The organism is Brevibacterium aurantiacum (assembly GCF_007558825.1).
GTDB lineage: Bacteria > Actinomycetota > Actinomycetes > Actinomycetales > Brevibacteriaceae > Brevibacterium > Brevibacterium aurantiacum_A.
In genome coordinates this window covers 1-19,179 of the sequence record NZ_VLTK01000024.1, presented here as the reverse complement: position 1 = coordinate 19,179, position 19,179 = coordinate 1, and the positions used below count along the sequence as shown (strand labels likewise).

The window sequence follows — 19,179 nt, the reverse complement described above, 5'->3', positions numbered from 1 at the left end:
ATCCGGGGGATGGGAACTGATGTCCCATCCCCCAGAACCGACACTGTTAGTGTTTCGGACCGTTTCTAAGCGAGTCAGCGACCCCGCGGGCAGTGTTCTTGACATCGTCGCCGGCTTGTTTTCCTTCAGCCTGGACGACATCGGTTTTTCCTTCGGCTTCAAGACTCCTGTCGCCAGTGGCTTTGCCAGCAGCGGTCTTCGCCTTACCTTTAATTTCTTCTGCTTTATGAGAATTTTCGTTCATTGCTTTTCCTTTCAATTTCACTACATCGGCCAAAAGCGTCCGATGCTACCGGTGAGATCGGCTATGCCTTCGCCGTCCGTGTGCGCCCTGTCAACAGGCCCCACACCAAAAGAACGATGATGGAGCCACCAATGGCACAGAGCCATGTCGATAGCGAGAAGAATGAGCCAACTCCTTCTCCGAAGATCAGTCCGCCCAGCCAGCCGCCGATGAGAGCGCCGACGACACCGAGGATCAGCGTCGCGATCAACCCTCCTCCCTGACGGCCCGGTAAGATCGCTTTGGCGATAGCTCCTGCGATCAGTCCGAGCACCAGGTACGCGATTACACCCATTCAGTTCTCCTTAGTCAGTTGTGACGATTGATCAGTTGGACCAAGCACTTAGGTGTTGATCAGCAACAGGATTTTGCCGTGGTCGAGTTTCTCTTCGAGGTTGCTGGCTTCATCGGAGCTGAAGTCGAACTCTTCGAAAATCGCTCGCAGCTCCTCACCCTTCTTGGTGTATCGGGTTCCGACCAACTCGTTGAGGTCGTCAGGCTCGTTCGCATCAACAGCATCTGCCACGCGCTCGGTGCGATCATCGTCATGTGAGATGACGTACAGATCGTCTTTGGAGATCCCGTTTGATGCCTGGCGCCTGACTTCGGCCATGAGTTCAGTATCGTCTTGGAATTCCTTGACTGCAGGTTTCATGTGTTTCTCCTTAATGTTTACGGCGTAATCAGGCTAGCAGAGGCCGGGTGCCGGCGCGACCATGATTACCCTCATTTAAACCAGCTCGCTTTTGTTGCAGGCCTCTTACTGGTACCGTCGTCCACCATGGCATGTTTACACCGTAAGCGCAACGGAAAGGGGGCTTACGTCTTCGGCACGCAAACGCATAGACTGCTTGTGGGTGCTCAGCAGTTGTTTGCTCGAGCAGGAACAGCGCCACGAAATCGGGCAGGGAGGGATCCATGGCCCAGAAACGCCTCACCAGAGACCACATTGTGCTCACAGCCATCGCTTTCGTCGACGAACATGGTCTCGACGCCCTCACTATGCGTCGTCTCGGCGACGTTCTCGGGGTAGAGGCGATGGCCCTATATCGTCATGTCTCGGGACGTGAAGATCTCCTTGAGGGCGTGGTCGCCAACCTCATTGACAATCTCTTCGAGAATGACCTGATGATCGAGACACCGACGTCATGGGAGGACTACCTCCAGCGCGTCGCCAACTCGACCCTGCAACTAGCCCGCGAACACCCCGAGATCTTCCCGTTGATCGCCACTCAACCTTCAGAGGCTCCATGGTTACGGCCCCCGCTGCGCAGTCTGCGATGGGTCGAAGACTTTCTCTCCACACTGCAACGATTCGGTTTCTCCGATAAAAATGCAGTCAGCGCCTACAAAGCATTCACAAGCTTCCTCATCGGCGATCTTTTGCTGCAGGTTCATTCCACCGGCCTCGACCACGTGATCGGCTTCGATGGCGACGAAGGTGCGCACAAAAAATCCGACTTGTCGGACTACCCAACAGTGACCAGGCTCAGCGCGCTCCTGGGTCAAGATCATTCTCAACGGGAGTTCGACGATGCCCTCGATGATCTCATCGAACGCATCCGCACGACTCTGACCAAATGACCACTTTCGAAACAGCTCGTCCTTCGAGTTGCGGAGGACCATTATGCGCGACACCACATCGCAGGCTCTTCAGGTGTTGCTCGTTGCTGATCCGGGACTGCCCAGTCGGCGAGCTGCTTCCATCCACACGACATTGGAACGCTACTTACGCGAGGCGTATGGGGTCACGACGACACTGCACACTCTCACCGACACGATTCGGCTGACCCCCGAGCGCGAACTGGCCCTGGGCGCGGTTGATGACCTTCGCGATGATTACCCTGACGTCAACATCATCCTGATTCTCACAGAGATACCGCGCCACACCCAGGGCGATCCTCTGATCGCCGAGGTCCATTCCGACCGCAACCTTGCAGTCGTCTCCTGCCCCACACTCGGAGCCTGGGCCACCAAGCGCCGCATCATCAAAGTCATGATGAGCTCGGTCAACAAATTAGTCCCCTGGGACCCCGAAGCCACCACTCGCAAATTTCTGCTCGGGTGGTCCAACTGGTCGAACAATGAAGACTCCCACCATCAGTCCCTGCACGCTCACACCGTCACCGGAGGCCCGCGACTGATTTTAGGAATGACAATTGCCAACGAGCCCTGGCGCACGGCTCCGAAGCTCTCTGGAGCACTCGCGGCAGCCTCGGCTACCGGAGCATTCGGCATCTTCTACAGTTCGATCTGGCAAATGTCGACCTACCTGTCCACCCCTCGGCTACTGTCAATCGGCGCTGTCGCCATCCTCGTCATGGTCGCCTGGTTAATCGTCAGTCACAAACTCTGGGATCGACCGGTCAGTGAACGACTGGCGACGGTGGTCATGTACTACAACCTCTCTACTGTCCTGACACTCCTGACCACCGTCATCGCTCTCTACGCAACTCTGGTCGTCCTTATTCTCTTAGGTGGCCTCGTCGTCATCGATCCCGAATTCATGACCCAACAGATTCAACAGGACTCGTCATTTGCCAACTACCTCGATATCGCATGGCTCAGCGCAGCGATGGGTGTGGTCGCCGGCGGCATCGGGGCCAGCTTCGACACTGATGCCGACGTGCAAAGGCTGACCCATGGTCAGCGGTTGCGGCAACGAGTCTACACAGACAACAGCACAGATTCCGATGATGTTGCCGAAAACAGCTAGCTGAAATCCACCTCACTTCTGGCGAACCTGAACTTCAACGTATAGAGGTAGAAGCAGACGAAATTCAGTATCCGTGCACACATGAGATGCAAGCATTTTCAGAGCCATCGCACCCGAAGGTCTCCCTCACATTAACCACACTCCGAGCTCCGACACACTTGCTTTCCCCAAAGGACGTGACATGGATACACAATTCGACACAACCTCGCCCCGCATCATCACATCGCCACTCGACCCGTGGTGGGACGCGCCTGCCTTCCGGGGTAATCTCACCAAGCTCGTCACGAGCGATGCGCCCACAGGTGAAAAGATCACCGCACTTGCCCGATTTCTTCAACTCACGGGGCAAACATCCCACACCGACCAGTGGGAAAGGCTGCTTCAGATTGCCGCGATCGACACCGGCGTCGCTCGCATGCTTGAACCTCACGTCGATGCTCTCGGCATCCTCGCCGAAGCCGGCCACGAAGCACCTGACCCACATTCCGCCTGGGGAGTGTACGCGGCTGATCTTCCCACACATCGCGTCACTGCGACCGCAGACGGTGCTCAAACCGTCCTTATCGGCGAGAAAGCATGGTGTTCGCTGGCCACGGAACTCTCCCATGCGATCGTCATCGCCAGCGACAGTGACGGCAACCGAGCATGCGCAGTGAATTTGAGAGACCCTCGGGTGCGACCGCAAACAAGCGCCTGGCCGAGTCTCGGCCTGAAAGAGATCCCGAGCGGCTCAGTTGCCTTCGACCGCGCACCGGCGACGAGTGTTGGCCCACCTAATTGGTATCTCGACCGACCCTCTTTCGCGTGGGGCGGAATTCGAGTGGCAGCCTGTTGGTTCGGTGGAGCCTTAGGAATGGCACGGAGTGCTGCCCAAGTCCATCTGAGGCGGACCGGTCCGTCGCCGATGGGCGAAATGCAGCTCGGTCAGCTTGATGCTGAGGTCTTCGCGGTCCGCACCATCTTGTCGCAGGCCGCTACCGCCGCGGATGGAGACCACAAGTTCTCGCGTGCTGAGGCGTGGAGGCTGGCTCTGAGAGTTCGCAACACTGTGTATCGCAGTGTCCAACGTATTCAGCTGCTGAGCAAAGAACTCGCCGGGCCCGCAGCTTTGACGGGTGACGCAGCGTTTGCGAAAGCTGATGCCGATCTCACCGTCTACCTCAGTCAGCATCACGGGCCTCGAGACGAAGCAGCCCTCGGCGAGGACATCAGCAGTGAATCAGGTACCAGTGGGCTTTAGCCACCGAGACCGCAGCGTACAAGAAGAGGCGTGGGTGCAGGCGGGAGTTCTCGAGCTTCCGGTTGTGCCCGACGGTACAGTCATCGAGGGCGGGACCATCATTGTCCTTGCCGCACACCCAGATGATGAGGCCCTCGGTGCCGCTGCCCTGCTGTCTCGTGCCGATGAGTGGAACTGCCAGGTGTCCGTCTTACTCTTCAGCGCAGGCGAGAACTCGCACCCCGATTCGCCGACACATTCCCGTGAAATACTTAAAAGTATTCGCATCAAGGAATTCGATCGTGCGTTGAGCATCCTCAACGAGGCGCACTCGAGCCGCTTTCTCGCTCTACCCGACGGTCAACTGCCCGAATATACAGACCAGATCCAGGACGCGATTCGACAGGAAATTGCGCGATCGCTCGGGCCGGTGACACTGATCGCTCCCTACAGCCTGGACGGGCACTGTGATCACGAGGCAGTGGGCGCTTCGGCCCTGGAAGTCGGGCGATCAAGTCATGCCGTGGTGCTTGAGTATCCCATCTGGTTCTGGCACTGGGCCGCTCCCACAGACTCTCGATGGCGTTCCTGGAACGTCTTACCCGATCCGAGAGGTCTTGACCGAAACGCACTATTGGCTTGTTACCAGTCACAGACACGGCCGCTGTCGGATCACTGTGGGGATGAAGCGATCCTCACCAGCGCCCATTTGGAGCACTTTGCTCGCGGCCGCGATACGTTTGTCATCACGAACTTTAGATCGACGTGGACAGGCACTGGCGAGGATGGAATAGGTCCGGAAGTCAACGACGCGTGTACTGCGTCAACCGTGTTTGATGATGTGCATCAGGAACGCTCGGATCCCTGGAGGGTGTGGGAATCTAAATACGAAATTGACAAACGCGAGACCCTTGTCGCCCAGCTTCCGTCGAACTCGTTCTCCCACATTCTTGAGATCGGATGTTCAGTCGGCGCCTTGACTCGAGATCTCGTAGCCTGCAGTGCCAAAGTGACAGCTGTCGATACCAGCTGCGAGGCGTTGAAAACAGCGAAACATCTGCTGAGAGCCCCCACAACAATCGATTTCGTCCATGCCACTGTCCCATTCGAGTGGCCCGAAGGACATTTCGACTGCGTCGTCCTGTCCGAGACTGGCTTCTACCTGACACATTCACAGCTGCTGCGAACGTTGGAACGAATCGACGGAGCGACCCCATCGCGATTCGTGCTCGTGCTCTGTCATTGGAAGGGTGAAATCAAAGATTGGCCTCTCAGTGCCGATGAAGTCCACGACGCGTGCTTGAGCTACTGGAACCGGCCTCGGATCGAGTTTCGCACCGAGGCCGAATACCGTCTCGATATCGTGACTGTCGACAAAGACGCTGAGGCCCAGCCTGAGAGAGCGACCAGATGATCGTGCACTTGGGCGTGATAATCCCAGCCTATAACGAGGAAGAAGAAATTCTTGGGTGTCTCGACTCGGTGACACGATCGTTTGCGCAGGTGCCCGCAGAGATTGCGCAGTTCTCATATGAGATCCTCGTCGTTGTCGACGCCTGTACCGACGGCACGCTGGGCCTCGTCGAAGGTTTTGCCGGTGAGCATCCACACGTCACGGCACTGACCACGTCGTTCAAGAACGTCGGTCTCGCGCGGAATTTCGCCTGGAACTACTTCATGCAGATGGTCGGGGCCGACTGCAACGCCAAGTTCGACTCGACGTGGATCGCTTTGACTGATGCCGATAGCAGGGTCCCCGACCACTGGGTGGCGACACATATTGGCTTGGCACGAGCAGGAGTGGACTGCCTGGTCGGCACTGTTTCTCCCAGACCTGATACAGGGTCTCCAGAACTCATCGCGAAATGGCACTCCCGCCACGAACTGTTCGAGGATCACCCTCATGTATTCGGTGCGAACTTGGGCCTTCGCGGTTCCTACCTCGAAATCATCGACGGAATACCGCAGCTTGCGCTTGGGGAAGACACGGCAATCGTTGCTGCGGTACTCGAAGCTGGGGGCATTGTGAGACGCACCGATGCGTGCAGAGTTCTCACCTCCGCGCGTCTGGAGGGGCGAGTCCGAGGAGGCTTCAACGCCTATATGCAGAGTCTCTTATGAGACTCCCCACACTGCTCACTGAATAATTCGCGGCACCTGGACTCAAGCCAGACGCTCGGGCCAATGACTCGCCGGGTGCTGCTACTTTCAGTAGTTCCTCTACTGCTGAGGAAATATAGGTGCCCAAAAATTTGGGAGTTCATCTGGTCCAGCGGAGACGATTCCGGCTCGTGATCTGCTCGGCTTGAGTGCCGAGAAGATCACGAGCCGGAATTGCCAGGGCGTGTGTCGCGGTGTGTTTATTCTTCAGCAACTGCAGAGGCGAGGTTGCCCAGGGAAGATTCAAGCGCTTCTTGCCCGATGACGGGGAAGCTGATCTTTTTTAGGATCTCCTTGTCGGTCACAGCGCTCCAGTCGTAGGTGACCTTGACCTCAGTGGCGTCAGGGCCCTGGGGGGTGAGTTCCCAGACCCATTCCCAGCCTGGAGGCTGTTTACCGCTGGGCGCGGTCTTCCATGCCAGAAGCTTATTCTGTTCGAAGCCGATGACGTGATTGTCGGTTTTGTAGTCGCCGCCAAGCTTGTCCCAGTTCATGTTCATGCTGAAGACTTGCCCGACCCCGGTGATGCGGTCAGTCTTGTCATCGGATTGCACCATTCCTGACCCGTCGATCAGGGCGTGGTTCTCCGGGTTAGATAGCACGTCGAAGATTGAGTCGGTCGACGCGTCGAGCGTTCTTGACGCTGTGATCATAGTGTCTGTCATTTCTAGCCTCTTCTGCTCATGGTTCTACTCGGTTGGCGGGCATCGCATCACTGCATCGTCTTCTCGGTGCGCGATGCCCGCCACTGATGTCGCGGTCGACAGCTCAATCAGCCCTAAGCAGTTGTGAGAAACTCGCTGGCAACTGAGACTTGAGGTCGTCGAGTTCGCCGGCGGACACGAACTGTGCCAACGTCGAAAAGACGGCGGCAGCGTGATCGAGTGCCTCCTCGGGCGTCGTGCCTGCCTTTTTGTGTTCGGCAACTCGGCGGAGAAAGTCGTCAAGGTCGTCGACGGTGCCACTATTATCGCTGTTGTCGGTGAGGATGTCTTTGAGCTCCGGCGGCAACTGAGCGGCCAAATCGGAGGCTTCGTTGTTGCCCAGACGTTTTCCCAACTCAGTCAGTACGGTCCGCGTCGCACTCTCGGCTTGCTCATTGGTTTCGAACGTCGTAGCCGTCTGACGTACCTGTGCAATGAGTTCATCATATTTCATTAGCTTCACCTTTCGTTTAGTCCGGCGATGGAGCGCTCTGGTGGCACGAGCGCTCCGTGGAGGAGTATGTCTCGGGTACGGAGCTTTTAGAGACCGGCCGGAGTGAAGTCCGTGCTGCCGACGAACTCGGGGCGCGGCTTCGGTGCGGCGAAAGGTTCGACGCACGTGTTGTCCACCGAGTTGTAGACTATGAAGATGTTCGAACGCGAGTACGGTGTGACGTTGCCGTTCGAGGCGTGCATACAGTTGGAGTCGAACATGACCGCACCGCCAGCGGGGCCTTCGAGGACATCGATGCCGTACTCATCGGCGAAGTTGCTCAGTGTCTGCGGGTCAGGTGTTCCTGCGCCCTGCATGACCAGTGACTTCTTGTAGTTGTCCTCCGGGGTTCCGCCGACACAGCTGATGTAGCGCTGGTGGGAACCGGGCATGATCATCAGCGGCCCATTGAACGAGTAGTTGTCGGTCAGCGACAATGACAGGCTCACTGCACGCGGTTCGGGCATGCCGTCCTCGGCGTGCCAGGTTTCGAAGTCGGAGTGCCAGGAGAACTCCTTGCCCACGAACCCGGGCTTGTAGTTGATGCGGCTCTGGTGGATGTAGACCTCGGACCCCGACAGCTGTTGGGCGCGAGCGATCACCCGGGGATCGTTGGCGATCTTGGCAAAGATCTCATTGCTGCGGTGGATATCGAAGATCGACCTGACTTCGTTAGACTTCGGCTCAACGATAGTAGCGGCGTCGGCCTTGATCGCCAGATCGTTGGCTAGGCGATGAAGCTCGGCTCGGAACGCCTCGAGTTCCTCAGACGAGATGAGCTCGTCGACGGTGAGATACCCTTTGTCCTCGTAGTGTCGCAGGGTCGCCGCATCGAGGGGCCCTTGTTCGGCCGAACCGAAGGCGATCGGACCCCTGCGATCGAGGACTTCAGTTCTCTCGCCGGTGCGAGTGGGATAAAGATCCTGCACTGTTGATGCTGTGGTAGTCATTGTCATCCTTTCTGCCGTGGACTCATTCGAACCAGAGGAAGAGAACTCAGGGGCTCTTATGCCTCCAAATCTGAGGAGCTTAATTCCTTGCTCCCGACAAGAGACTTCTTCCCAGGTGGCCAGAACGATCTCGCCAGTAACAGCTACGCTACCAACCATGTTTACATTGGCAACACCCCTTACGAGTGAAGCCCGTCGACACGCAGGCAAGCAGCGGAGGCCAGAATTTACAGGTCGCGGTGTCCGGAAGCGCCTTATGTCTTAGGTTGTGGCTGTGTGGATGAGTGACCGTGCTCTGCGATGTTCGAGCGACATCGTCGCGACCCGCGAATACAACAAGCACGGCTTCACGGAAGGCCTCGGGGCTCTCTGATTTACCGTTCCCTCTCGGTTGCTTCTTGAGCTGAAGGTTTTCGTGCCTCACATAATGCACAGACGATCTTTGATCAGACAGGCATCGGAGGATTGATCAGTCACTTCTTCACGACTCCAGATGCAACCCGACTTTCATGCGGGAGTACTGTGGGATCTTTCCTCGTCAATACAAATGTCGGAGTAATCTCAGACAATACAATCGCAGTGTTCCCTATGAAATGGAATCGTCGATGTCAGATTTCGAACCGCAGGCCCCATCGGACCCCGCAGCAAGCCCCAGCCCGCAGCAAGAGAAAGGGCGCCGTCGGTCCATGCTGGTCGCGGCCTTCGGCACCATCGTCGAGTGGTACGACTTCTCGATCTTCTTCTATGTCGCCACCATCCTGACCAAAGAGTTCTTCGGCGATCGGCCTGACTCGCTCCTGCTCACCCTTGGCGTCGGAGCCGCCGGGTTCCTGTTCCGACCGCTCGGCGCCATGGTCTTCGGCCACCTCGGCGATAGGGTCGGCCGCAAGTCCGCACTGGTCGTCTCTGCCGTGCTCATGGCCGTCGCGATGCTCGGAATCGCCATCATGCCCGGATATGACACGATCGGCATCTGGGCCGGCATCGGCATGGTCTTCTTCCGCTGCCTGTCCGGATTCTCCGTCGGTGCCGAATACACCGGCATCATGGTCTTCCTGATGGAATCGGCCGGCAGCAAACGCCGCGGGCTCGCAGCCAGCTGGGCTGCGGCCAACAGCGAGGTCGGTGCCCTCCTGGCGGTCGGGTCGGGAGCATTCTTGGCCAGCACCCTGTCCGCCGAGGCGATGAGCACTTGGGGATGGCGCGTCCTGTTCATCCTCGGTGCTCTCCTCGCGGCTCTGATGATCCCGCTGCGTCGGATGATGGAGGAGACCGACACCTTCAAACGCCTGCAGGCAGCGGAGAAGACGAAGCAGGCGCAGAATGCGAAGAGTGACAAGCCTGCGGTCTCACGTGGTCGCTCCCCGCTCCTCATCGCCTTCCTGCAGCAGCCCCGCGCGATTCTCGTCGCGTTCCTCATCTCCTCGATCGGATCGGTCAGCTACTTCCTCAACATCACCTACGTGCCGACCTACATCGAAGAGGTCTCCCAGGTGAAGAACTCCGGGTCACTGGCGTTGGGCACCATCGCCGCCGTCGTGGCGATCGTCATCACGCCGCTGTTCGGCATCGCCTCGGATCGTTTCGGGCGCAAGAAGACTCTGGCGGTGCTCATGGCCGTCTTCATCCTCACCACCATTCCCGCCTACGCGCTGTTGGCCGATGGGAACTCCGGCGTCGCGATCTTCGGCGTGGCGTTCCTCGCGGTGCCGGCCGCCGGATGGAGTGCTGTGGCAGCGGCCATGGTCCCCGAGCAGTTCACCGGCACCAGCCGCTTCTCCGGAATGGCCATCGGGTACAACGTGGCCACGGTCCTCTTCGGCGGACTCTCCCCGCTGATTGCGACCGCACTGATGTCCTCCACCGGTCTGACGCTGGCTCCGGCGATCTATGCGACCGTCATCGTCGTCGTGGCCGGCGTGCCGACGCTGTTCCTGGCACGCAATATGGCGGGTAGGCCCTTGGCAGAAGTCGACCGCGATCGGCATCTTGTGCCGGCCTGAAAATGTCGGCGAAGAATGCTGTCCACGGAATAGTTGAGGACACAGCAGACACCACCGACACAGCATGTCCGCCACTGAGCATCTGCACCAACCTTGCTCACACTATTGCCGCGGCAAGATTCGTTGCCTGTCATGCGAATCGTCTCGCTGCCTGCGCAATGTTGTTGGCCATATTGGGGAAAATGCCCCGGTGGAACGGAGACACCGACGCCCAGTAGAGTCGCCCACGTATCCCTGAAGGGATAAACATGGCTCGCTGTCGGAACGAGCAACCATCTTCATCGTCTGCCATAATGAACTCGAGCCAGGCTTCACCGGACACCTTCATCTCCGCACGCAACAGCAACCGCGAAGGCGGTTCCATTTCCTCGACTCTCCACCAGTCGACCGGATCTCCCACCCTGAGACTGTCGGGAAGGCGGCGACCACGGTTGAGACCAGCACCTCCGACGATTTTGTCTAACTGACCTCGGATCTTCCACGCCAGGGGCCATGAGTACCACCCGTGGTCGCCACCGATGGCGACAACAATCTTCCACAATTGATCGGCACGAAGATCGGAAAAGTAGAATGTGCGATCATCTTCATACATGCGTCGTCCCGCCCACTGCGGATCGTTGGGAAGGGCACTGGCCGCGCGGCTCAGGTCACCGGTATCGGCATCCCAGTTCGTATCGACTGCCCCTTCCTGTTCTCTGCGGAGAGCCAATCTCACAGCTTGTTCGTAGGTGAGAAGTCCGTCTGGTGGGATAGGAATGACCGAGTCAATCGCCCGATTTTGAGTCACCGCATCTTCTTGCAACGATTGCACCAGCGGTAGCGTTAAGTTCAACGGCAAAGGCGTGACCAACCCTACCCAGATTCCTGACAACGTGGGGGCAGGAAGCGGTAGTTTCAACACGTGCCGTGGTTTCAGGCCCGCGATCCGACTAAAAGTCTTCATGCTGTCGGCGTAGGTCAAAACGTCACGTGAACCAATGTCCAAAGACCGATTCACCTCGGCTGTGACATCAACGGCCGATACCAAGTAATAGAGGACATCTCGAATGGAGAGAGGTTCGACTCGATTCGAGACCCAATTCGGTGCCGGCATCCACCGTAGTTCGTCGGCCAAGTGACGAACCATCTCGAACGATGCCGATCCTGATCCAATGATGATCCCGGCTTGGAACACGATCGTGGCAACGGAAGAATCGAGGAGAATCTGGCCCACCTTGGCCCGTGAGCGCATATGGGCAGACAACGAATCCGAGTCCGGGTGAAGTCCGCCCAGATACACGATTCGCCTGACGTCAGCGGACTCTGCGGCGGCGGCGACACGAGTGGCAGCGAGTGCCTCACGAGACTCGAAATCACTCCCGGAATTCATTGAATGAACCAGGTAAAAGACGACGTCGATATCGGCCATGGCTTCGACCAAACCGTGTCCGTCATCGAGATCGACCCGGAAGATCGTGACATCGCTGGCCCAGGGTACTGTCTCGAGCTTGTCGGGAGAGCGTACGACAACACTGACTGTGTGACCGGCCTGTAGAAGCCGCGGAACTAAGCGTCCACCGACGTACCCGGTCGCTCCCAAGACCAAAACCTGACGGGGGTGCTGTGTGTGGGGAATGAACTCGTCTGGCAGTGATTTGTCTCTCACGTTGGGTCTCCCTTCTCGACAATGTGGTCCCAGGTCTTCCAGCGGCCCGCCCGCCGGTGGAAGCGAAATCGTTCAGATCGTGAGTGTCTGACTGTGCGAACGACTTCAGGAGCATACGAATATGCCGCATCAGTATCAGCTAAACCGTGAAGCACGGTGTCGTAGCGTTCAGGGGCCAAATCAATGCGATCACACAAGAGGCGTCGAGCGGCAGGCGTCGGTGAAACACGCTCGACATCGAGAATCATCCGATCATGGGCAGAGAGTTGCTGTGCATCACCAGCAATCATCGGCCCTGCCACCTCGCCTGAGACATACTGAAAGTATAGGTGCATGTCACCCATGGCTGCGCCTCAGTTAGCGGTCCCCTGATGCTGGTTGGTCCCTGCCGAATGTGAAGACACAACAGCGCCATCGATCGGTCGTGCTCGGCATGGCATACTTGCGCCTATGCAACGAGCGGAGCTGAAACGCAAAATAGCATTGCGGCCAGCGCAGATTCTCGATGTGCTCGCCGATAAGGACATTTGGCGTGCAGACGGATCGAGCGTGGAGATCCTGTCGGGCCGAGCCGACGGGCTTCGACTGACGGCCACGATGCCTTTAGCACGCGACCTGCTGCCGGCGGCCGCACAGAGTTTTGTGGGTGCCGATGCCAGAGTTGTCCAACACGTGAGTTCCGAACCTGTCTCCGAGACTGATGATGAAGCGACCGTGGAGATCGAAGCAGAAGTCCCCGGCATTGCCATCGATGTCCATGTGGAGATTTCATTGGTCCGGGACGTCGAGGACTGCACTGACCTTCATGCCCTGATCGAGATTGCGTCTTCGCTACCATTCGTTGGCCGCGCGATCGAATCAGGTGCTCGCCCTCATATCGAGTCGATGATCTCCACAAGGTTTGATCACCTCCCGACTCTCTAGGCCAGCCTCAGATGGGTTGAGTCATGTCACGAGGGATCTGGTGAAATACGTCCCATTCTTTTCGCTTGCCAGGCGAACAACATTCCGGCTTCACATCTCTTCTCCCCCTGTGCTCACGGTGTCCTCACCCCGTCGAGGCTTGGGCAAACAGGCGGAGCGGCATAGCCCGGGACCTTATATCCCCAGGCTGTGTTCAAGCATGAGTACACAGTCACGAAAACCGCGGGAACGAGCTCCCGTGCCTGGAGATGCTGTGCGCACAAGGCCGGCATACAGTCGCCGGCGGGTGAACACACGCTAGGATGAAGTCCCTCGAAAGGAGCCAGCATGAGTACAGAGAAGAAGTTGCGCGATATCGCGGCCAAACTCGATGAGACCACGGAGAAACTGGGCGGCACATCAGACCTCGATGACGGCGCGCAAGTTGGCTACACCGAAGACGCTGTCGAAGACCGGGCGCAGGAAGCCGCCGATGGTGAAGGGGTGACGCTGTATCGCAACCCTGATGGATCGCATACTGCAATTGATCAGACGCACCAGATTGAGCCCGAAGGCCAGTAGTCGCGTAATCAGCACGTGTTAGTCACCAGTATTAGAGACAACGTTGTTTGACCGTTCATCGGCTTCTGTGCCACCACCGCCTTCGACAGCGAAGTCAGCGGCAGCGATGAGCAATATTGCCTGAAAATGAAAAAGCGGTGTGGCTGAGACAGTCGAAGTCTCAGAACCCAGTAGGCACGGCGATAAGAAAGCTCGCTTCTCGAACACCGTTCCTCAGGCGGGGGAATCGAATCGATTCACTGCACGAAATTCCCTTGCTTGCCTGCAAGATGGTTCGCACAGCCGCTAGCCAGGCTAACGAAACATGGTTACTCTCGGAATACGGCATTGTGTTGACTTGCAATCGACGTTCAGCACCGCTTTTAGCCATACGGTTCAATACTCACCCCCGAACAGGAACGGTGTAATCATGATCGAAAAACTCAGCGACATGGGCATCAAGAGCCAGTACGCCTACACAGCAGGCTTCGTCTCCATTGGCGCCTCGCTGGTGTCATGGACAACCAGTCGGGGAAAATCCGGAGACTCCAAAGCCCAGGCAGACAGGTGGGGAATCTTCATCGGACACTGGGCACCAACATTTTTCGCGATCGGGATCGCGTTGCAGCTGACTGAAGAAAACTGATACACCGTGCAGGGTGGAGGGACACCAATGACAGACCCTGAAGCAATCACAGACCCTGGTGTAAAGGCAGACCCGGCAGAACTAGAAAAACTCAGAGACATGATCGCTGAAGCTGAGTTCGCGATGCTCACCACGATCTCACACGACAACAAGCTCGTCAGTCGCCCCATGGCCGTTCAAGAAACTGAGTTCGATGGTGATCTGTGGTTCGTCTTCTCACAGAGCTCATCGCAGGCTGACCAGCTCAGGGAAGAGTCCGAAGCCAATGCATCTTTCCAAACCAAAGGCACATGGGTGTCGGTGGCGGGAACCGGGCGTATCGTCCAGGACCGAGAGAAGCTACTGCAGCTGTGGCGACCGGCACTGTCGGCATGGTTCCCCGATGGCGTGGATACGCCCGGAGTGGCGCTACTCAAGATTGAAGCGGAGTCCGCACAGTATTGGAACAGTGACGGCGGCGCAGTGAGGTACGCGTTCGAAATGGCCAAGGCTCGTGTGAAGGGTCAACAGCCTGATTACGGTGAGTCGAAGAAGCTCGACATCTCGATGCATAGCCGTTCGCTGACCGCCACCTCGCCATGAACGTAGAATTGCTGGCGACGGGACCGGACGAGCGTTGCGGCACGACGACTATGTCTTGGGTTACGGGGCGGTCAGTCAGTTCCCCGGCATCGCCCCTGTTCCCAGGGTGGTTGTGAAGCCGGGGCTAATGGAGAAGACCTTGGTGGATCTGGGCGTCTCGGCTTCCTTCTACAGTGACCGAGCCGCGACACTTAGTCGTTTCACAGTTCCCGCTGGCAGGAACACGAGACTTGTCCGACTGTCCCGAGGCAACTCGCTGACGAACTGCGCCAAGACGGTCTCATTCGTATTCGCGAATCCATGTGTTCAGACACCCGCATGCTTCCTCGCGTGAGTGGAAGAAATCGATGCACGCAATATCCGGGCATCCACACGAATCGCCTTGCCACGCCTCCCCTGGAAACCACCGGTCGATCCAGTGGCTCCAGCTGATCCCTGCACCATGCAGTCGCTGCAATGCTTGCTCGGAAACGGGCCCTGAAGCAGCTGACAATGGCCGCCTCGGTTCACGTTCCTGGCCGGTTGAACTGTTCTCACGCAGTGAAATCACTTGGTTCCTCCTTCATTGGAGTTTCAATGAACGCGAGACCTACGTGTGCAGGCAGAACAAACTATCGGCTTCAATTCGCTGTACCTATACAGCGACACGGGCCTATTCTCTTAAGGGAACACTATTGTGCCACTCCTGGTGTGCGTCGGCAAGCAATTTCGTCCTAAAACTCATGATCATCAAGGGCTCGCGTAACTTGCAAGTGTCTCGTTTATCCACCGGGGTCCGGGCAGTCAAGGCCTCCACATTCATCGTTGGATTCGTGCCTGCATCGCGCGACTTTCGTGACGGTCAGCGACGTCGCATCTGGCGGCCACTCCCCGACTGCGCTGTGTCTGGGTGAATCAAACACACATGTTCATTTACCACGCTTTGCGCTTCATTAGAAGGGGATTGTGGCTACCGTGGACTACCCCTAACGTGATAAATAGATCATCCGGGTTTCGAGAACTTCTCTCACGGATGAATCCGAGTGCATCATACGGTCAACAAATCAACATCAATGCATCGGAGGTTCGATGAGTACCAACGCTTCAATTCCGAAACACCCAAAATGAAACGAATCGCCAGCACAAATCGCGGCGCTTCTCTACGGAGTTGTTTTCCTCATCGTAGGAATGGCCGGGTTCATCCCTGGCTTGACGGCGGATGTCGAATCGATGAGTTTCGGCGGCCACCATTCCGAAGCAATGCTGCTGGGCATCTTCCAAGTCTCGATTCTGCACAACATCGTCCACCTGCTCTACGGCATTCTCGGCTTGCTGTTATCACGCCGGTACGGGGCTGCTCGTGCGTACCTGCTCGTCGGCGGTCTGATCTATCTCGTCCTCTGGATCTACGGACTCGCCGTGAACAAAGAGTCCGTGGCCAACTTCGTACCCTTGAACTCCGCTGACGACTGGCTCCATCTCGCCCTCGGCGTCACCATGGTCGGGTTGGCCATCCTCTTCTCCCGCCATCGCAACGTGAAACCGGCGGGCACCACGCGCTGAAGCGCGGGCCACCGTTGCCACGTCACTGAATCAAGGAGAAAGGATTTCCGGTGCACTGCCAGACTAGCTGTCACCAAGCCCTGCATCAGTCCCCCACTGAGTCTCCCGTAGGGAACTTTGGCAACGGTAGCCGAGAAGTGAGAATCAGCCGGGGTCCGTTACTGGGAGAATCAGCGCTTCCGGTCGGCGGTGCTGTCATATGTCCCTCCCCCTGTATTTGATGACCTGCTTGGTTCTCATCGAGAGTAGACGAACCCACTGACTCCGACAGGTCAGTAGCTCTCTGTAGAGTGCTAAGGAAATTGCCTGATAAGAGCGGAGACAAGTCGAGCCCAAGCCTACGGTCGTCTGATTTGGCGAGGTTCTATCTCGCCAATGCGCCCTCCCCCGTCGCGTTCCTCGACGAGTCGATGCGAGAGCAACCAGGGTCGGGTGAGGAGTCGGCTTCTCCGGTGAAACACGAGTCTCCTCATGAGCGTGGGCCTCAGGTAGACAAAAGTGACATTGCACCGCCATCAGTGTGATTGCGGAGTGCTAGCGGTTAGCTATCAAGGATGGCACTGTGAGTGATGAGGATTGGGGTACGGCGACGTGGCGGTACTGGCAGGAGATCAACAATGTTCTCCCCGCTCGTGCCTCATTTCAGAACCGGCCACCTGTTTCTGTCCGTGCCAGGATCGCTTGGGAGCGTGACGGGATCGAGGGCGTGGACGGAGTCGCTACGCGGCTAGGGTTCGATGGTGCTATCTATGTTGAGTTCAAGGATAGTCGGTGCTCGACGTTGGGTATATGGCTATCCCCTGAGGATGTGTGGTGGCAGGGGAAGTGTCTGTCTTAACGGCGCCTCTCGCCTTATTGGTCGGTATGCGAAGTGGGGGTTGAGCGTCGTCGTTTCCATCGCACCTCGCCGGTGGCCTCCTCGGCAGCTCCTACTGCGTCTCGTGCTGCGGAGAGGAACCGTGAGGCGGCGAGGAGTTGTGCGGCCGCGTCTTCAACAGCGGTGTCGGCTCCGACGTCGGCGGCGTAGTCATTGCCTCTGATAGACCGGTTGTACCACCAGCTCAGTTGGGCCGAGACTTGCTTGAGTGAGTCAATGGCCGTTCGTAGATCCGGCAGCAGTGCTTGAGTATCAGCGGGGTGAGATCTGATTAGTTCGATCTCTGATAGGGCTCTCGCGGCTTGTGCGAGCTCGGCGGTAAGGTCTGTTTGCTGGCTGTTTGGTTCGCGGTTCACGTTGCCGTCTTTCTGAGTGCGTCGCGGTAGTCGGGGTTTTGCGGTCGAGAACGCGAAACGGGCCAAATCTGAGGATCGTAAAAGCTCTGCTACTTGAGGACGAGGTGAGCGCGTGGGAGGCATTCTTCGGGGACTCATAGAGGATCGTTGAGTGCTTGTATGGCTCGTCGCTGGTTGCTTTTCGCCTCTTGCTGTTCCTCCGCGGTCGCCGGCCAGTCTTTCAGAGCTCCGACGACGGTTGTCTCGTTTGCGAAGGTCTCGACTGGTCGACCAAGCTCATGTGCAACCATGCGTATGAGCTTGCGCCATTCGTCCGCTGCTATCTCCTCCTCGCTGAGGTAGATAGTAATGCCTCCCATGGTTGCGAAGCTCTCCTCGATGCGTGTCTGCGCGCGAGTGAGGGGCGTGTCGATGTGTCCGGGGTTCATTTCAGGAGCTATTTCTTCAATCTAGATGCCGGCCCAGTCAAAGATAAGGGGGATGAAGATCATAAGAAAGACGAGAAAGATGAGAATTCGGAAGATTCGTCGCATCATGGTCCCCCTTGGATCATTGGCAAGCCTACGTTCTCTCGCGCGTTGGACCAGAAGTGCCAGACTAGAGGGTCACTGTCCCCTTCGCTAGGGTTCTCTACGCCAGGGGCGTCTAAGGTGCCAGTGGTGATGTTGGTGTCAACGGTAACTGTGACGAGGCCGGAGAGTCCGGGATGCTTCTCAGCTTCGGCTTGGACCGCTGCTGTGAATCGTTCAGCGTAGGCACTATAGGCCTCGACGTATTGATGAGAGATCTCCGTTGCCAGATCGTCGTCGTCCCTCGCCTCGTACACGGCGTCATCATAGGACCTGGGGCCACCAGGAGAGCCTTCTTCGACTAGAACGAGTTCCGCGACGTTGAGGGTGACCTGGATGGGCTCGGTCCGGTATTGGGCGAGGTCGAACATGGGGGGTGCCCCTATATTTATTGGTAGGCCCCGAACAGGGCCTGGTCGCTGGTCCTGGTATGGCTGATTTGCCCTGTCATTGATGATCCGGGGGGTGGTGCCGCCAGGAATCCAGGACGCGCGTTGACTGCTGATAGGGGCTCGGCCCAGTTGTACTGAGGTCTCGTCGTAACGTGGGTGCCAGCATCGGGTGTCATGACAACCAACGGCCACTGGTTTGGATGGTCGAGGAGGACTGTCATGAACAACGAATACGACGTGTGGTTAGGCCTCGACGTCGGCAAAACAAGTCACCATGGGTGCGGACTAGATCCGACCGGTGAGCGAGTCTTCGATCACGAACTCCCGCAAGACGAGACTGCGCTACGGGACGTGATCACGACCTTGCAACACGACTGCGGTCGAGTGCTCGTCATCGTCGATCAGCCCAACACAATCGGGGCACTGCCCGTCGCGGTTGCCAGAGATTGTGGCGCCGATATTGCCTACCTTCCGGGGTTGGCAATGCGCAAGGCTGCCGACCTGTACCCGGGGCAGACGAAGACTGATGCCCGGGATGCGTTCATCATTGCCGACACCGCCAGAACTATGCCGCACAC

Annotated in this window: 23 protein-coding genes; 12 read left to right on the top strand and 11 right to left on the bottom strand. The window is 57.6% G+C overall.

The genetic code is table 11. The features are described 5' to 3' along the window. Positions 1-46 precede the first annotated feature (46 nt). From FO013_RS21435 to FO013_RS21425, 3 genes are all read right to left on the bottom strand, one after another. Entirely contained in the window at positions 47-244 is a 198-nt protein-coding gene (locus FO013_RS21435; RefSeq protein ID WP_143924590.1) for a CsbD family protein, read from the bottom strand. Between the two features lie 61 nt (positions 245-305). Further along, positions 306-578, bottom strand: a complete 273-nt coding sequence (locus FO013_RS21430; RefSeq protein WP_143924589.1) for a GlsB/YeaQ/YmgE family stress response membrane protein — start codon at positions 576-578, stop codon at positions 306-308. A gap of 48 nt (positions 579-626) precedes the next feature. Then, positions 627-938, bottom strand: coding sequence for a YflT domain-containing protein (locus FO013_RS21425; RefSeq protein WP_143924588.1), 312 nt, complete (start codon positions 936-938; stop codon positions 627-629). A 263-nt stretch (positions 939-1,201) separates the two neighbouring features. Between FO013_RS21425 and FO013_RS21420 the strand changes: the two genes are divergently transcribed. From FO013_RS21420 to FO013_RS21400, 5 genes are all read left to right on the top strand, one after another. After that, positions 1,202-1,867 (top strand): TetR/AcrR family transcriptional regulator, encoded by a 666-nt coding sequence (locus FO013_RS21420; protein ID WP_143924587.1) that lies wholly within the window; start codon positions 1,202-1,204, stop codon positions 1,865-1,867. Between the two features lie 43 nt (positions 1,868-1,910). Then, the gene (locus FO013_RS21415; protein WP_186293261.1) at positions 1,911-2,999 is read left to right on the top strand and encodes a hypothetical protein; all 1,089 of its coding nucleotides are present in this window, start codon (positions 1,911-1,913) and stop codon (positions 2,997-2,999) included. Positions 3,000-3,180: 181 nt separating this feature from the next. After that, positions 3,181-4,239 (top strand): acyl-CoA dehydrogenase family protein, encoded by a 1,059-nt coding sequence (locus tag FO013_RS21410; protein WP_143924586.1) that lies wholly within the window; start codon positions 3,181-3,183, stop codon positions 4,237-4,239. Continuing rightward, entirely contained in the window at positions 4,139-5,632 is a 1,494-nt protein-coding gene (locus FO013_RS21405; RefSeq protein ID WP_260848320.1) for a bifunctional PIG-L family deacetylase/class I SAM-dependent methyltransferase, read from the top strand. The genes FO013_RS21410 and FO013_RS21405 overlap by 101 nt, the downstream gene beginning before the upstream one ends. Beyond that, entirely contained in the window at positions 5,629-6,339 is a 711-nt protein-coding gene (locus FO013_RS21400) for a glycosyltransferase family 2 protein (protein WP_143924585.1), read from the top strand. The genes FO013_RS21405 and FO013_RS21400 overlap by 4 nt, the downstream gene beginning before the upstream one ends. 239 nt (positions 6,340-6,578) lie before the next feature. Here the strand turns inward: FO013_RS21400 and FO013_RS21395 are convergent, their stop codons facing one another. The 3 genes from FO013_RS21395 to thpD form a co-directional block, all read right to left on the bottom strand. After that, the gene (locus FO013_RS21395; protein ID WP_143924584.1) at positions 6,579-7,043 is read right to left on the bottom strand and encodes an SRPBCC family protein; all 465 of its coding nucleotides are present in this window, start codon (positions 7,041-7,043) and stop codon (positions 6,579-6,581) included. Positions 7,044-7,146: 103 nt separating this feature from the next. Continuing rightward, entirely contained in the window at positions 7,147-7,536 is a 390-nt protein-coding gene (locus FO013_RS21390) for a DUF2267 domain-containing protein (protein WP_143924583.1), read from the bottom strand. Between the two features lie 86 nt (positions 7,537-7,622). After that, positions 7,623-8,525, bottom strand: coding sequence for an ectoine hydroxylase (thpD, locus tag FO013_RS21385; RefSeq protein WP_313900604.1), 903 nt, complete (start codon positions 8,523-8,525; stop codon positions 7,623-7,625). Between the two features lie 605 nt (positions 8,526-9,130). On the opposite strand from thpD, the gene FO013_RS21380 reads away from it, so the two are divergent. Then, positions 9,131-10,528 carry an MFS transporter gene (locus FO013_RS21380; RefSeq protein WP_143924581.1) on the top strand — a complete coding sequence of 466 codons (1,398 nt, stop codon included), beginning with the start codon at positions 9,131-9,133 and terminating at the stop codon, positions 10,526-10,528. A gap of 130 nt (positions 10,529-10,658) precedes the next feature. Here FO013_RS21380 and FO013_RS21375 read toward each other — a convergent pair whose 3' ends face one another. Together FO013_RS21375 and FO013_RS21370 are read right to left on the bottom strand one after the other, a co-directional pair. Then, on the bottom strand, positions 10,659-12,173 hold the full coding sequence (locus FO013_RS21375) for an SDR family oxidoreductase (protein ID WP_260848319.1): 1,515 nt from the start codon (positions 12,171-12,173) through the stop codon (positions 10,659-10,661). Further along, the gene (locus FO013_RS21370; protein WP_143924597.1) at positions 12,170-12,463 is read right to left on the bottom strand and encodes a DUF3263 domain-containing protein; all 294 of its coding nucleotides are present in this window, start codon (positions 12,461-12,463) and stop codon (positions 12,170-12,172) included. Before FO013_RS21370 ends, FO013_RS21375 begins: the two co-directional genes overlap by 4 nt. Before the next feature lie 160 nt (positions 12,464-12,623). Here FO013_RS21370 and FO013_RS21365 point away from each other — a divergent pair, with 160 nt between their 5' ends. The 5 genes from FO013_RS21365 (at position 12,624) to FO013_RS21345 (ending at position 16,407) form a co-directional block, all read left to right on the top strand. After that, on the top strand, positions 12,624-13,097 hold the full coding sequence (locus tag FO013_RS21365) for a DUF2505 domain-containing protein (protein WP_143924580.1): 474 nt from the start codon (positions 12,624-12,626) through the stop codon (positions 13,095-13,097). A gap of 327 nt (positions 13,098-13,424) precedes the next feature. Continuing rightward, a complete protein-coding gene (locus tag FO013_RS21360) occupies positions 13,425-13,658 on the top strand; it encodes a hypothetical protein (protein WP_143924579.1) in 234 nt (77 codons plus the stop codon). Positions 13,659-14,067: 409 nt separating this feature from the next. After that, complete coding sequence (locus FO013_RS21355; protein WP_069601250.1) at positions 14,068-14,283, top strand: hypothetical protein; 216 nt, start codon at positions 14,068-14,070, stop codon at positions 14,281-14,283. Between the two features lie 27 nt (positions 14,284-14,310). Next, on the top strand, positions 14,311-14,865 hold the full coding sequence (locus FO013_RS21350; RefSeq protein WP_143924578.1) for a pyridoxamine 5'-phosphate oxidase family protein: 555 nt from the start codon (positions 14,311-14,313) through the stop codon (positions 14,863-14,865). A gap of 1,125 nt (positions 14,866-15,990) precedes the next feature. Continuing rightward, positions 15,991-16,407 carry a DUF4383 domain-containing protein gene (locus FO013_RS21345; protein WP_260848322.1) on the top strand — a complete coding sequence of 139 codons (417 nt, stop codon included), beginning with the start codon at positions 15,991-15,993 and terminating at the stop codon, positions 16,405-16,407. A gap of 852 nt (positions 16,408-17,259) precedes the next feature. Here the strand turns inward: FO013_RS21345 and FO013_RS21340 are convergent. The 3 genes from FO013_RS21340 to FO013_RS21330 form a co-directional block, all read right to left on the bottom strand. Further along, entirely contained in the window at positions 17,260-17,640 is a 381-nt protein-coding gene (locus FO013_RS21340; protein ID WP_143924576.1) for a hypothetical protein, read from the bottom strand. 134 nt (positions 17,641-17,774) lie between these two features. Continuing rightward, positions 17,775-18,068: a hypothetical protein gene (locus FO013_RS21335; protein ID WP_143924575.1), complete on the bottom strand. Its 294-nt coding sequence runs from the start codon at positions 18,066-18,068 to the stop codon at positions 17,775-17,777. A gap of 104 nt (positions 18,069-18,172) precedes the next feature. Then, positions 18,173-18,580 (bottom strand): hypothetical protein, encoded by a 408-nt coding sequence (locus FO013_RS21330; RefSeq protein ID WP_143924574.1) that lies wholly within the window; start codon positions 18,578-18,580, stop codon positions 18,173-18,175. 240 nt (positions 18,581-18,820) lie between these two features. Here FO013_RS21330 and FO013_RS21325 point away from each other — a divergent pair. Further along, on the top strand, positions 18,821-19,179 hold a 359-nt coding region (locus FO013_RS21325), incomplete at its 3' end, for an IS110 family transposase (protein WP_143924573.1).